This window comes from Bacillus sp. FJAT-18017 (assembly GCF_001278805.1).
Taxonomy (GTDB): Bacteria; Bacillota; Bacilli; order Bacillales; family Cytobacillaceae; genus Bacillus_D.
Genome location: NZ_CP012602.1, coordinates 4,107,481 through 4,119,925, shown reverse-complemented (window position 1 = coordinate 4,119,925; position 12,445 = coordinate 4,107,481). Strand labels below are relative to the sequence as shown.

At 40.8% G+C, this 12,445-nt stretch carries 13 protein-coding genes; 7 read left to right on the top strand and 6 right to left on the bottom strand.

The window, feature by feature from the left end; genetic code table 11:
• Positions 1–314: 314 nt before the first annotated feature.
• The 3 genes from AM500_RS19090 to AM500_RS25150 all read left to right on the top strand — a co-directional run bounded on the left by AM500_RS19090 (position 315) and on the right by AM500_RS25150 (position 2,784).
• On the top strand, positions 315–1,061 hold the full coding sequence (locus tag AM500_RS19090) for a DUF4253 domain-containing protein (protein ID WP_053600650.1): 747 nt from the start codon (positions 315–317) through the stop codon (positions 1,059–1,061).
• 229 nt (positions 1,062–1,290) lie between these two features.
• The gene (gene yedE / locus AM500_RS19085; RefSeq protein WP_442853977.1) at positions 1,291–2,535 is read left to right on the top strand and encodes a selenium metabolism membrane protein YedE/FdhT; all 1,245 of its coding nucleotides are present in this window, start codon (positions 1,291–1,293) and stop codon (positions 2,533–2,535) included.
• 69 nt (positions 2,536–2,604) lie between these two features.
• Entirely contained in the window at positions 2,605–2,784 is a 180-nt protein-coding gene (locus tag AM500_RS25150; protein ID WP_269320346.1) for a sulfurtransferase TusA family protein, read from the top strand.
• 300 nt (positions 2,785–3,084) lie between these two features.
• Here AM500_RS25150 and AM500_RS19080 read toward each other — a convergent pair whose 3' ends face one another.
• The gene (locus tag AM500_RS19080) at positions 3,085–3,885 is read right to left on the bottom strand and encodes a DUF4393 domain-containing protein (RefSeq protein WP_053600648.1); all 801 of its coding nucleotides are present in this window, start codon (positions 3,883–3,885) and stop codon (positions 3,085–3,087) included.
• A gap of 324 nt (positions 3,886–4,209) precedes the next feature.
• Here AM500_RS19080 and AM500_RS19075 point away from each other — a divergent pair, with 324 nt between their 5' ends.
• Both AM500_RS19075 and AM500_RS25940 read left to right on the top strand, forming a co-directional pair.
• A complete protein-coding gene (locus tag AM500_RS19075; RefSeq protein ID WP_053600647.1) occupies positions 4,210–4,779 on the top strand; it encodes a hypothetical protein in 570 nt (189 codons plus the stop codon).
• 195 nt (positions 4,780–4,974) lie between these two features.
• On the top strand, positions 4,975–5,154 hold the full coding sequence (locus tag AM500_RS25940) for a sulfurtransferase TusA family protein (protein WP_269320346.1): 180 nt from the start codon (positions 4,975–4,977) through the stop codon (positions 5,152–5,154).
• A 204-nt stretch (positions 5,155–5,358) separates the two neighbouring features.
• Here the strand turns inward: AM500_RS25940 and AM500_RS19070 are convergent, their stop codons facing one another.
• Together AM500_RS19070 and AM500_RS19065 are read right to left on the bottom strand one after the other, a co-directional pair.
• Positions 5,359–6,498, bottom strand: a complete 1,140-nt coding sequence (locus AM500_RS19070) for a glycosyltransferase family 4 protein (RefSeq protein WP_053600646.1) — start codon at positions 6,496–6,498, stop codon at positions 5,359–5,361.
• A 96-nt stretch (positions 6,499–6,594) separates the two neighbouring features.
• Positions 6,595–7,926, bottom strand: a complete 1,332-nt coding sequence (locus AM500_RS19065) for a UDP-glucose dehydrogenase family protein (RefSeq protein WP_053600645.1) — start codon at positions 7,924–7,926, stop codon at positions 6,595–6,597.
• Between the two features lie 259 nt (positions 7,927–8,185).
• On the opposite strand from AM500_RS19065, the gene AM500_RS19060 reads away from it, so the two are divergent.
• Entirely contained in the window at positions 8,186–9,007 is an 822-nt protein-coding gene (locus tag AM500_RS19060) for an alpha/beta fold hydrolase (protein ID WP_053600644.1), read from the top strand.
• A 74-nt stretch (positions 9,008–9,081) separates the two neighbouring features.
• Here the strand turns inward: AM500_RS19060 and AM500_RS19055 are convergent, their stop codons facing one another.
• Together AM500_RS19055 and AM500_RS19050 are read right to left on the bottom strand one after the other, a co-directional pair.
• Entirely contained in the window at positions 9,082–10,221 is a 1,140-nt protein-coding gene (locus AM500_RS19055; RefSeq protein WP_053600643.1) for an MGDG synthase family glycosyltransferase, read from the bottom strand.
• A gap of 56 nt (positions 10,222–10,277) precedes the next feature.
• Complete coding sequence (locus AM500_RS19050) at positions 10,278–11,309, bottom strand: metal-dependent hydrolase (RefSeq protein ID WP_053600642.1); 1,032 nt, start codon at positions 11,307–11,309, stop codon at positions 10,278–10,280.
• 227 nt (positions 11,310–11,536) lie between these two features.
• Between AM500_RS19050 and AM500_RS19045 the strand changes: the two genes are divergently transcribed.
• Positions 11,537–11,923 (top strand): immunity 22 family protein, encoded by a 387-nt coding sequence (locus tag AM500_RS19045; protein ID WP_053600641.1) that lies wholly within the window; start codon positions 11,537–11,539, stop codon positions 11,921–11,923.
• 22 nt (positions 11,924–11,945) lie between these two features.
• Here the strand turns inward: AM500_RS19045 and AM500_RS19040 are convergent, their stop codons facing one another.
• Positions 11,946–12,419 (bottom strand): NUDIX hydrolase, encoded by a 474-nt coding sequence (locus tag AM500_RS19040; protein ID WP_053600640.1) that lies wholly within the window; start codon positions 12,417–12,419, stop codon positions 11,946–11,948.
• Positions 12,420–12,445: the final 26 nt, after the last annotated feature.

Here is a 12,445-nt window from a genome sequence, read left to right as displayed (position 1 = left end):
TCCACCTTTCAAAAATTTATTATTTTTCAATAGAATAAGAAAAGCAAAAAGAGCCTGTTACCAATGGGCATAATTATCCCTGGGTGCCAGACTCCTCCATTTGTTCTTCTCTATAATTAGTATACTAGTATACTAACAGAAGTAATAAGAGAAATAAAGTGATAGGAATTTCCAAATAATTAAAACACCTTCCATTAGGGAGGCGCTGTTTTTTTACGTAAAAGAAAAAAAGATTCTAAAGGAAATATGTGTTTTTTCTTGAATAAGTAGTTACATACAAACCGGCGGCTAAATGCCTGGAGGAGATGAGAGACGTGAGTATATTTGATTTTTTCAAAAAAAGTGGAAAGAAGAGCTATGCCGAGGAAATAATTGCAAAATTGGATTGCGAATGTACAGTTCTTACAGAAAAAGATAGTAATAGCATAATGAGAAAGTATCAAGAAGCTCTTCAAGATGGCAAAAAAGAAGGATATACACCGCTTATCATTATTCCTTCAGAAATGATGGTGGAAATACTAGATTCTGAAGAGGATTTGGAATATCCAAAAGATAGCCGCGAATCCATCATTAAAAAAGCGAAAGAAATCGATGCAGGGAAATTGTTAAAGGAGCTCCTTGAAGAGGTTATGCCCTTGGAAGATGACGAGGAAGAAGATATAGCGGGAGAGTTTTCGATAGAGGATCAGGTGGATAGTTTCTTATCTGTCGAGGAGGCCGATGGAAAGGAAATTATTCTGGCAAAAATTCCAACCAATAAACCTTGGGAAGTCGCTGCATGGGTACCAATGGGCGGGTTCAATGAGTGTCCAATGCCAGAACAGCAAGTCGCAGTATTCCAATACTGGTACGAAAAATATCGGGCCATACCAGCATTGGTCACCTCGGATGTCTGGGAATTCTATGTTGAAAACCCTCCTAGAACCCAGGAAGAAGCAGAAAGACTCGCATGGGAACAATTTGGATTTTGCAGTGACATCGTCTGGCAGGGGACAGGATCCGTCATGTCTTTGGCAGGCACACTTATCAATTCTTCTGTTTGGTACTTCTGGTGGGATTAAGAAAGCTAGCAGCAGTGCTTTTTCTGAACATGATAACTTTAAAGAACAGTACCTTTCCAATGTGAAGGTGCTGTTTTTTATGGTCGAGAGTATATCTATTGGTTTTTTCGATTGATAAACATCTGATGTATTGATAATTTCAATTGCTCCTCCGAAAAATACCTAGTAAAGTTGGTTTGGTATTGTTTGTACATTTAATAAATTGCTTTGTACTTCATCAAAGAAACCTATGTTGGAGGTTCAATTCATGAGTCTTTATCAAAAAATATTTAAGAATTACTGGAATCCTTACATTGCAATCAGCATTGCGGGTTTGGTCAGTGCTTTGTACTTTGGGATTACCGGAACGGTTTGGGCGGTTACCGGGGAATTCACCAGGTTTGGCGGCCATATGCTCGAATGGTTCGGAGCGGATGTGTCCGATTGGGCGTATTTCGACCTGGTCGGTCTGGAAGGGACTCCGATAAGCCGGACCGACGGCTGGATTGTCATCGGGATGCTGGTTGGCGCGGCGATTACGATTTTGCTGAGCAATAGTTTCAAGATTCGTGTGCCGAAACAAAAGCGGCGCCTCGTTCAAGGATTTAGTGGAGGAATCATTGCTGGATTTGGCGCGCGGCTTGCACTTGGCTGCAATCTGGCTGCCTTTTTCACAGGAGTTCCTCAATTCTCGTTCCATTCCTGGATCTTCATGGTGACGACTGCAATCGGAACTTACTTTGGCGTGAAAGTCGTCAACACCAAATGGTGGCTCGGGAAACCGTCCTTAATGAAAGGGCCGATGAAACCTTCGAAACCAAAAGCCCAAAACGAAAAGGTTCAGCCGGTCATTGGTCTGATTATCGCGTTGCTTTATCTCGCACTTATCATTTATTTCTTCGCGGCAGGGAAAACCATGCTCGGAGTAGCCTGTATCGCAGGTGCTTTGTTCGGAATCCTGATTGAACGCGGGCAAATTTGCTTTACATCCGCATTCCGCGACATGTGGATCAGCGGCCGTGCGATGATGTCCAAAGCGATTGCTGTTGGAATGCTCATCAGTGTTGTCGTGACTTTCTTCTATATTCAAAGCGGTTCACTTGCCCTGATTAAAGTAGCTGCGCCAAGTACAGCGATCGGCGGATTGCTGTTCGGTTTCGGGATCGTCCTTGCAGGAGGCTGTGAGACAGGCATGATGTACCGGGCAATGGAAGGCCAGCTGTTATACTGGGTAGTATTCGCAGGCAATATCATCGGTGCAACCGCACTGGCCTATGGCTGGGACCATCTTGGCATTTACAATGCGCTAGTGGAAAATTATCCAAAAGTAAATCTTATCGAAGAGTGGGGGCCAATGGGCGCACTATTCGGAACCATTGCCATGCTCGTTGCCTGGTTCCTCCTATCTTCTTGGTGGGAAAAACGATTCCGTTACGGCTCAGGCATCAAGCTTCAGAAGTCCCCGAAGCTTACTCACGTTACAAAGGAGGCATAAACATTGTCACAAATAATGGATGTTAACTATACACTCGACATTCGGGGCGAGCCTTGACCGTACCCCGTCATTTATGCGCTGGATGCGCTAAAAACTATGAAAATCGGAGAAGTGCTGCAAGTCATCGCAGACTGTCCGCAATCATTCCGCAGTGTTCCTGAAGAAGCCGTCAAACACGGCTATCAGCTCATGGCAGAACCCGAGAAATACGGGCAGGATATATACTTTTACATTAAGGTAGTAAAATAAATCACTCGTGCTCAACCCGGTTGCCATTGCAGCCGGGTTAAAAAGGGGAATTTATACCTAAAGATAAAATTAAATTGGACATCCAACATATTGAAGTTTTAAGTCTCCAAGATATGATTTAACAGTGATTGAGGAAGAGGTACAAAAACGTCTCAAATCTATAATTGAGGGGCAGGAAACTTCTGAAGAAGAAAAATATGTTGAAAGACCTTCCATATTAATTAGTGAAGGTCTTTTTTTATGGGAGGAAAATACGTCATAGGAGCAGAGAGAAACTTTCCACTCCCTGCCCAGAGGTTTTTAGCTTTCTTTAACACAGGTTGAAATAAAAACTTCACCAAAAGGCGTTATTGTAATAACTCCTTGCATAATTTCAATTCGCCTTTGTATGGAGTCAGCATAAGCCTTCCATTCTCTTATAACTTCATGGTTCTCAATAAAATCATAGGAATTTGGTACTGTGTGGTAGACATTATAATCTATGTCTACGAGACTTAGTCGTTCCAGGTTTTCAATATAGCTGGGGCCTAGTTCCGGATACAAACAGCCAGAAATATATGGAATTCCAGAAAAATTAACAAGAGGTTCCGAATAATAATTTTTATCCTCAGTTCCATATATCCTTACTTTTAAAATTGGTTTTGGGTCATTGTTGTTAAATGATTTAATGATTAAAGCTTCATCACTGTTTAATTGTTTAAGTATTTCCACAAAAGAAGGATGTGCATTTTTTTGAGATTTCGCACTCATTGAGGTTGCTAAAATATTTACAAACATTTCTCGGAGATCCTCTTTATGGGCTGTATACCTCATTGCTTCTAGAGTAGGACCTGCAATTGAAATATCAGGCGTAATGATATCTTCAGGAGGTACATTTTTTAATTTGGCCTCTAAAGACTTTTGAACGTAAGCGCTGATTTTTTCATACCCCCAAACTAAGCCTGCAAGAGGAGACAATGCCACATTAACAGTCTTTGCTAAAGTGTTTAAGCTTTTACCTAATTCCTGCGAGGCAGGTTTAAGAAGGTCGTCATATACCGGTACTGCTTCAGCTATACCCTTAGCGGCACCTTCAGCCATGTTTTTAAGCTCTTCACTCATGTCTTCACCCACTTTCCTATAAATAATTTTACTATATTGGAATATTTTAGTGTATCGGGAATTGAATGGAGACAAATTATTGGTGTGTGTGATAGTTTATATTCTCTTTTTTTATTACTTATGGGATGGGCTGTTTAGTATCGAAAATCTATCCTACCTTTCCTTTGGTTATTGTTTAATTACAGATTCAGGAAGAATAATTATTAGAGTTGCCACTAGGCGGTTTTTTTTATTGAAAAACTCCAACTCTACGAATTAACCGGAATTTAGAAGGATAATTAACTTTCTTATAGAATTCTCTCTATAAAAGGGGGACATTATAACGTGAACATTGAAGAGGAATTTCTAAAAGCTCAGTTGGAAAAATTCAGCGAGTACAGAAGTGAGTTTATTGCTGAAACTAGACACGAGGATATACTAATGTCCATTTTAAGAGTACATATGTATATCGAAAAAGAAATGGTGGAGTTAACAAAAATCTACTTTAAATACCCAAATAAATTTAATGATTACACTTTTAAAAGCAGATTAGACCTTCTATATGCTTTAGGTGTAATTGAAAGGGAACTGTACGATCCGATTCAATCTATAAACAATGTTAGAAATAAATTAAGTCATAATTTAGACTTTAAATTTACTGAGAATATTTATAAAAAAATCTATGACTCTTTGAGTAAAGAAATATTAACAGAATTTAAAAAAGACTTGGAGGTGTATAGTTGGCTTAATAAAAATCCGAACTTCATTGAAAAGACGAAAATACTATTGGCATGTATATGGACTAACATTAAGGCTAGTGTATTAACTTCTTTTATAAATAAGCGGGAGCTTGCTAAAGAATTGGAGATGCAAGCATTGGATGATCTTATAGAGTTTGAAAAAAGTAGAAAATAGAGTCTTCGGGGGGCTCTTTTTATTTTGTAAGGAGAGGAATTCAAATGGAAATTTAGTTGGCTTTTATAGAAGGCGGAAATGCACATCGGGAATAAAAAATCGATAACAAATGCAACGCCAGGCAATGAAACACCTCCTATAGCAAAGCTTAACTACACACTGGACATTCGGGGCGAGCCTTGACCGTACCCAGTCATTTATGCGCTGGATGCGCTAAAAACCATGAAAATCGGAGAAGTGCTGCAAGTCATCGCAGACTGTCCGCAATCATTCCGCAGTGTTCCTGAAGAAGCCGTCAAGCACGGCTATCAGCTTATGGCAGAACCCGAGAAATACGGACAGGATATATACTTTTACATTAAGGTTGTAAAATAAATCACTCGTGCTAAACCCGGTTGCCAATGCAGCCGGGTTTATTTTCAATGAAATTCGAATCCAAAAATCCCATCCTGGCAAACGAAAATAAGACTATGTTCTCAAAACCAAATCACAAATAAGCCCTATCCGTAACAAAGCAGATAGGGCTTTCGAGTATATGGAATAAGTTCAACTGAATGTATTCTTCATTATTCGAGGTTATTACGCATATTTTCTTTCAACCCTGGTTTCAATGACATCCCGATAGGACCATACAAGGGAAGCGAGTACCGTGTCCCACTTTTGGGTGAGGGCAAAGTTTCTTCCTTGCTGACCCATCGAGCGAAGGAGGGCAGGGTTATTCATCAATGTTAATAGTGCTTTCTTGAAACTTTCAGGATTGCCGGGCTCGCATAGAAATCCGCTTATCCCGTCTTTGACGAGGTGTTTCACCCCACCTGAATTCGCGCATACAACCGGGGTCCCGCTTGCCAGTGCCTCAAGGACGACATTTCCGAATGTTTCTGTCGGAGAAGGGAAAACAAACACATCTGATATCGAATATACCTCAGCCAGCTTTTCCCCTTTCAAATAACCGGTAAAAAGCATATTTCGGGGAGCCTGTGCTTCTAATTCCTCCCGCTCCGGGCCGTCGCCAACAATGATCCATTGGATTTTCTCCTGAATCGCCTCGGGCAGGGAGGTGGCAACAGTCATGAGCGTATTGAGATCTTTCTCAGGTGCCAACCGCCCGGCATAACTGAAAATGACTTTATTGCCTGCGTGATATCGCATACGCCCCGACAGTTTGTTATAGTTTGGATGGAAAAGGCTGCAATCAACGCCTCTTCCCCAAAGTTCCAAATTGGAAAAACCCCTCTGCTGCAGCTGGTTCAATGTTTCTAACGATGGTACATATAGTTTCTGGAAGGGCTTGTGGAACCAGGCCATATACTTCCATAAATAGTTTGATAAGAATTCAAGATTGTAATAGTTTAAATACTGGTCAAAGTCGGTATGATACGAACCAACCAAAGGGATATTCATTTTTTTCGCAAAATAAGCGCCGCAGAACCCAATATTGAATGGTGTGGCAACATGGATCAAGTCTGGTGAAAAACGCTCGAGTTCTGTCTTTACATTGATAAGATTGGGGAATGCCAGCCGGCACTCCGGATAAAGAAATAAAGAAAGGCTGGCGAACTGATGAAGATTGTCTGCCACATATTCAGATGGACTTTTTGGAGCGAAAATTTTACATGTAATATTTTGGCCATCCAAATAATCAGAAAGACGCTTCAGTGTCCGCGCAACCCCATTCATATCCGGATGGTACGTGTCCGTAAAAATAGCAATTTTCATACTGACCTCCTGGCATCAATCGAATTAGGACATCCCTAAATCCAAGCAATACATAGGTGCCTGTTAGCAGTCTGGAAGTGAAAATTCAGAATAAAATCAGTGGAAATAAATCGTTGGATTTTCCCTGATTAATGCCGGCCTGCCAATTGATATATACGTAATGGGTTCAAGTCTCATTCTTTCAGGCGTAAAGCAATTACGGCCATCGATAAGGATTGGCTCTTTCATATAAGAAGCAAATACGGATGGCTGAAGATGCCTGATTTGGTCCCAGTCCGTCGCGATGATCGCTGTTTCAGCATCAGATAATGCCTGGCGGATATCGAGGGTATAATCGATTTCATCCCCAAACAACCTTTTCGCATTTGGGATTGCTAAAGGATCATAGGCTATCACTTTTGCACCTTCATCCAGCAGCTCCTGGATAATCCTGATTGAAGCGGACTCTCTTATGTCATCAGTATCAGGTTTATAAGATAAGCCAAGTACGGCAACCTTTTTTCCAGCAAGTGATCCGACTGCCTTTTTTGCTTTTGCCACAGGAAGTGAATGCTGTTTGTTGTTAACTTCAATAACAGATTGAAGAAGCATGAATGGCTGCTCCATATTTCCGGAGAGTTTAAGCAGGGCTTTGGTGTCTTTAGGGAAGCAGGAACCGCCATATCCGATTCCCGCCCGAAGGAAGTGCGGCCCAATTCTGCTATCCATTCCAATTCCGTTGGCTACTTCGTCAATATCGGCTTCGACTTTTTCGCACAGTGACGCAATCTCATTAATGAAACTGATCTTTGTCGCAAGAAACGCGTTCGCTGCATACTTAATCATTTCGGCACTATTTCGGTCTGTTTTTGCAATAGGAATGTTTAATGGAAGAAAAAGTCCTTCAATCACATCAGCAGCTTCTTCATTAGCCGCACCAATGATAATTCGGTCACCATTAAAGAAGTCAAAGATTGCAGAGCCTTCACGAAGAAACTCTGGCAGTGAAACCACATGTGCGCGAAGGGGTGGAGGTTTTAATCGAGCAATGATTTCCTCGATTTGTGCATTCGTGCCGACTGGGACAGTACTCCTTGTACAAATGACTGCATCCTTCCCCATATGTGCTGCAATTGTATAAGAAGCTGAATAAATATATTCCAAATTTACTGATCCATCACTGTTCTCAGGTGTACCGACAGCAATGATGATGACGTCGGCATCGGAATAGGCTTCCCGTGGGTTTAGTGTAAACCGGAGCCTGCCGGATTTGCTGTTTTTCTTGAGAAGTCCTTCAAGGCCAGGTTCATAAATCGTCGGAATCCCTTTTTGCAATGTGTTGATTTTTGTTTCGTCTGTATCAATGCAAACGACTTCGTATCCCATTTCCGCAAGGCAAACTCCATTTACCAGTCCTACATACCCAGTTCCAGCAACAGTAATTTTCATTCAGTCCCTCCCATAAGTTAGACTTGCTTACTTTCATTTTATGGGATGAATATCGATAGTATCTTGAGGTGGTGTAAAAGGTATGTAAAAAAACTGTAAGATTATTGAAACACGTTGAATACGTCATCGCATTCTGTCCGAGGCAGGCCAAAAAGGTTATCGTTTTCGGAAAGCGTTTCATTCGGAGAAAATAGGCGTATCCTCCATGTCAAATTGGTGAAAAATAGAACCATTATCGATAGGGGAGGAGGGGAAGGCATTGACTTTCAATGGACTTAATCAAACTTACGTGAAAGTAGATAATATCAATCTATACTGCGAATACGATTTAAATGATAAACCACTACTTCTTCTAATCCATGGTTTTGCATCTTCGACTTATACATTCCGGAGGATTATTCCTCTTTTGCAAAAGCATTATTCAATTCTTGCCGTCGATCTTCCCGGCTTTGGGAAAAGTGAAAAGCCAATTACGTATATCTATAGCTTTCAAAATTATGCGGGGTTGCTATTAGAATGCCTTCGCAAGTTTGGGTTTTCCAGTACGTCCATCGTCGCTCATTCAATGGGAGGCCAAATTGCCTTGAATATGGCGCTGATTGCCCCGGAGAAAATAAATAAATTGATTTTGCTCTGCAGCTCAGGTTATTTGAAGCCGGCAAGAAAGCCTCTCATTTATTGCTCCTACTTACCGTTCTTTGAAAAATTCGTTCATTATTATGTTCGGAGAAAGGATGTTAAACATCATTTAAGTAATGTGTTTTTCGATCAAACATTAATCAATGATGAACTGATTCAGGAATTTGGTAAACCGTTGGCGGAAAAAGGGTTTTATCAAGCTTTGATTCGGCTGCTCCGTCATCGCGAGGGTGATTTGCTTCCTCAGCAGCTTAAGGAAATCAAAGTCCCGACATTATTGATCTGGGGGGAGGAAGACCGGGTCGTTCCTGTAGAAGTCGGTAAACGGCTTGTTCGGGATTTGCCAGATGCACAGTTGATTACGGTTGAAAAAACAGGCCATTTAATTACGGAAGAACGACCAGATCTTGTTTTTCAAAATATACTGATGCATACCATCTGAATGTTGGATAAGACGAAAAAACGGGCTTAAATGGTTCCTGCAAGAACCATTAGCAAGCCCGTTTAAAATTGGAATCAGGAAAGTTTCACTTTTGCTTCTTCATAGTATGGCTCCGCAACTTCCAGGATGAGTTGCAGAATGTCCTCTGCTGCATTTGTATTAATAAAATCTTGTTGGCTTTTTATGATGTTGTTCAGTTTTTCGCCGTCATTGTTAAGTAATTCGGTTACTGTTTCCTTAATATCATTTGGATTCCTGCATACCACGGCCAAGTTGAAAGCCTCCGCAAAGGCTGGATTATCTTCCTCCTGGCCAGGCAAGGCGCCAGTAAGGATGAGCGGTGTATTGGTAGCGAATGCCTCGAACATTACATTCGGGCTCGCCCTGGTAAAAGCGATATCAGAAGTTAGCATTAAATCTTGGATATTCGGAGTGAAACCATAGACCTCTACTCTATCCCCATAGTTGGCCTTTAGGGACATCTCCAGCTTTGTTTTGAGTTTTACATTCTTTCCAGCAACAATTTTTACGTTGCAATCAAAATGATCCAGCAAGTTTTCGGCGATTTTCTTCATGTTCCCTACACCTTCACCGCCGCTCATGACCAGGCATGTTAATGATTGCCCCTTAGTATAGATTTTTGGTTGATGATGATTCTTCGGGAAAAAACGGGATCGGACAGGAAATCCGGAAACCTTTATTTTCTCATCGGGGATGCCAAATTCAATACACTTGTTTTGGGCAGCCAAGGTAGGGCTGATAATGCAATCGGCTCTCTTATCCGCCCAAAGTGGATAAATGTTTACAAGATCGGCTATCAAGGTGCAGAAGGGGATTGAGAGGCTGTGCTTTTCCAAAATATTTAAGATCGAGCCATTAAAGTTCGGGTGAACCGATAAAATCATATCCGGCTTCACGTCGTCCACTAATTTTAGGAAGTTATCCGTTATTAGCAATTCGATAAAATTGTCCACTAAATGGGGTTTTAAAGCAGAAAGCTTCCAAATCATCTTCCAAAGATTTTCTGAATTTCTTGTGATTGGCCCATACGATTTCCCGATTGTTAAGAGCAATCGTTTTCCAAGCGAAAATCCATCTGCCACATGAATTTCTATTCCATTATAGGTTTCGACTTTCTCGCATAGGGATTCTGTAATACTCTTATGCCCATGCCCGGTAATATCGGATGAAATAATCAATAATTTCTTTACCATACAATCAGCCCCTTTTATGGAATTAAGATTTTGTTTACTTTTACTGTGCAGCAGTATCACGGAATGACCGAAACTTTTTTCTCATGCTGGCGTTTTTCAAGTAAAGCCGAGGTGTTTTTTAATTGTCTTATTACCTGCTTGTATTGTTTTAAGGAGTGTACTCTGCCGATAAAACAATTCTGGATTTGGAAATCAGACGATACAACCAGAATGGCAAGAGCGGGGAAAAACTTATTTACACGGAAACGAAGGTCCTTCCAAAAGATCATATAGCCATTTTTGCTTGAACGAACAAATGGATAGGCATAATGAGTGCCAGCAAGAAAAGCTGAAACGGAAGGGTGGCTCTTACTATCAGTAACCAGCTCCGGAAAGTCGATTTTTTTTGAAAAAGAATGTTCTATCGTTAAACTGTTGCGGCCAGAGAAATTGCCAAATAAAAAGTCTTCTTTCGTCTCAATGATGACGTCCCATGTAAACAAGGAAATCCGCGGAATCAGTTTAATATCGAGGGCTTTTCGGAAATGCAGGCTTAACGTTCCCTTTGCTGCGATTTGTGAAAGGGTCCGGACAGCAAGGTAAAGAAAAATGAACATATAAATGACAAGAAACGTTTTTCCGGGTTCATAAAAAGGAAGAAGGCTAAAGCCCAGCACATGTACAAAAAGAATAAGGGGATCCACTAAAGGAATTGAATCAAACGCCATCCACTTTTTCGAAAAGGGAAGCAGAACTTGGGTTCCATGGACATTAAATAAATCGAAAAAAACATGCAGAATGACTGCAAGAAATGTCCAAAAGAACAAATGGGAAAACGATATGCCTGGAAAGAAATAATAAATACCACCTGAAACTGCGATACTCCATAAAGGCAAGGCTGGAAGTGAATGAGAAATGCCTCGGTGATTACGGACATAGCTATTCTTACCTTTAATACGATAAAGAAAATCAAAATCGGGGGCATTAGAACCAATTACCGCACCCAGCATAACGGCCTGTGACAGGGCAGAATCGCCAGCGACCACTGGATCAAGCTGAGCCAAGGCAGCTAAACCAAACCCCATAATAACGTGAGAACTCGTATCCATATCATCACTCCTCAATTAATAAGGACATTCCACTTCATTATATTAGGAATAAGCATGTTCTTTCATACAGTTAATGTAAAGATTGTTTATAGTTTGTGTATAGCGAGAATGATCCAACTGCTTTTGCAGCTGGATTTACTATTTGTTGTGGAAGATAACCAGCAAATTTGGGATGATTAGAAAGGGAAGCCATTGTCACAGTTAAAGATTTATAAGGAGGGGAATATATGGAGCAAGAAGGATATGTTTCGTTATGGGTAGGAGAGTTTTCCTCCCAGGAGAACTTTGAGGACTATCTTTACATTGAGTATACGGAAGATGGGGATGCCATTCCGTCCAACTTTGAGGAATACTTTTCTATAGACTATTATGACGTGGATTTCCGCGAGGCTGTGTTTTTTCAACAGCCAGTCTTAAATCCAACTGAACTATTAAAAGGATTTTCATATGATGAAACAATTTTACCGAAGTTTCACGACATGCTTGTAAAAAATTCCCCTGACAGAGTAAATGCCGTTGTTCTGCTCTATAACTTCCGATACGATCCAGTTACTGAAATGAAAAAGGGAAGTGGGGACAGGATGCAGTATATTGGTGCAGTACAGTATAAATAGCGACTAAAATAAATGGCGCAAATCATTGGTGATTGGCGCCACCTTTATCATGAAAGCGTAAATATTCCTTTATTATAGGCAAATCTGGCGGACTGATGTTGGAAGGAAGTTCGGTAAAAGGAAAGAACCTTAACTCTTTCACTTCTTCTTCATCTCTCCTTAACGCCCCTTCATACCCTCTGCAAATGTAAGCTGTGACAACATTATATACTTCGTCTCCATGAGGATATTTATAGTAAAAATCCTTGCCGGAAAAGACATTGAATAAAGATAAATCATTTGCAGTCAAACCCGTCTCTTCAAATAGTTCTCTTTGGGCTGCTTGTTCCAGTGTCTCGCCAATCTCGAGACCACCACCAGCCAATCCCCAACAATCATTGTCTTTGCGGAGCTGCAACAATAATTCATCAGAGTGATTAACAAGAATGACGCATGCCCCAGCCATAATCAAAGGACGGCTGCCTGCTACTTTTCTTATATCCTTAATGTATCCCATTACAATACCCCAATGTTTTTCAATTA

Excerpts from the sequence above, each read along its gene's own strand:
- AM500_RS19040 (WP_053600640.1), bottom strand. The coding sequence starts at position 12,419 with ATGGGATACATTAAGGATATAAGAAAAGTAGCAGGCAGCCGTCCTTTG.
- AM500_RS19050 (WP_053600642.1), bottom strand. The coding sequence starts at position 11,309 with ATGGATACGAGTTCTCACGTTATTATGGGGTTTGGTTTAGCTGCCTTG.
- AM500_RS19080 (WP_053600648.1), bottom strand. The coding sequence starts at position 3,885 with ATGAGTGAAGAGCTTAAAAACATGGCTGAAGGTGCCGCTAAGGGTATA.
- AM500_RS19065 (WP_053600645.1), bottom strand. The coding sequence starts at position 7,926 with ATGAAAATTACTGTTGCTGGAACTGGGTATGTAGGACTGGTAAATGGA.
- AM500_RS19055 (WP_053600643.1), bottom strand. The coding sequence starts at position 10,221 with ATGGTAAAGAAATTATTGATTATTTCATCCGATATTACCGGGCATGGG.
- yedE (WP_442853977.1), top strand. The coding sequence starts at position 1,291 with ATGTTGGAGGTTCAATTCATGAGTCTTTATCAAAAAATATTTAAGAAT.
- AM500_RS19045 (WP_053600641.1), top strand. The coding sequence starts at position 11,537 with ATGGAGCAAGAAGGATATGTTTCGTTATGGGTAGGAGAGTTTTCCTCC.
- AM500_RS19070 (WP_053600646.1), bottom strand. The coding sequence starts at position 6,498 with ATGAAAATTGCTATTTTTACGGACACGTACCATCCGGATATGAATGGG.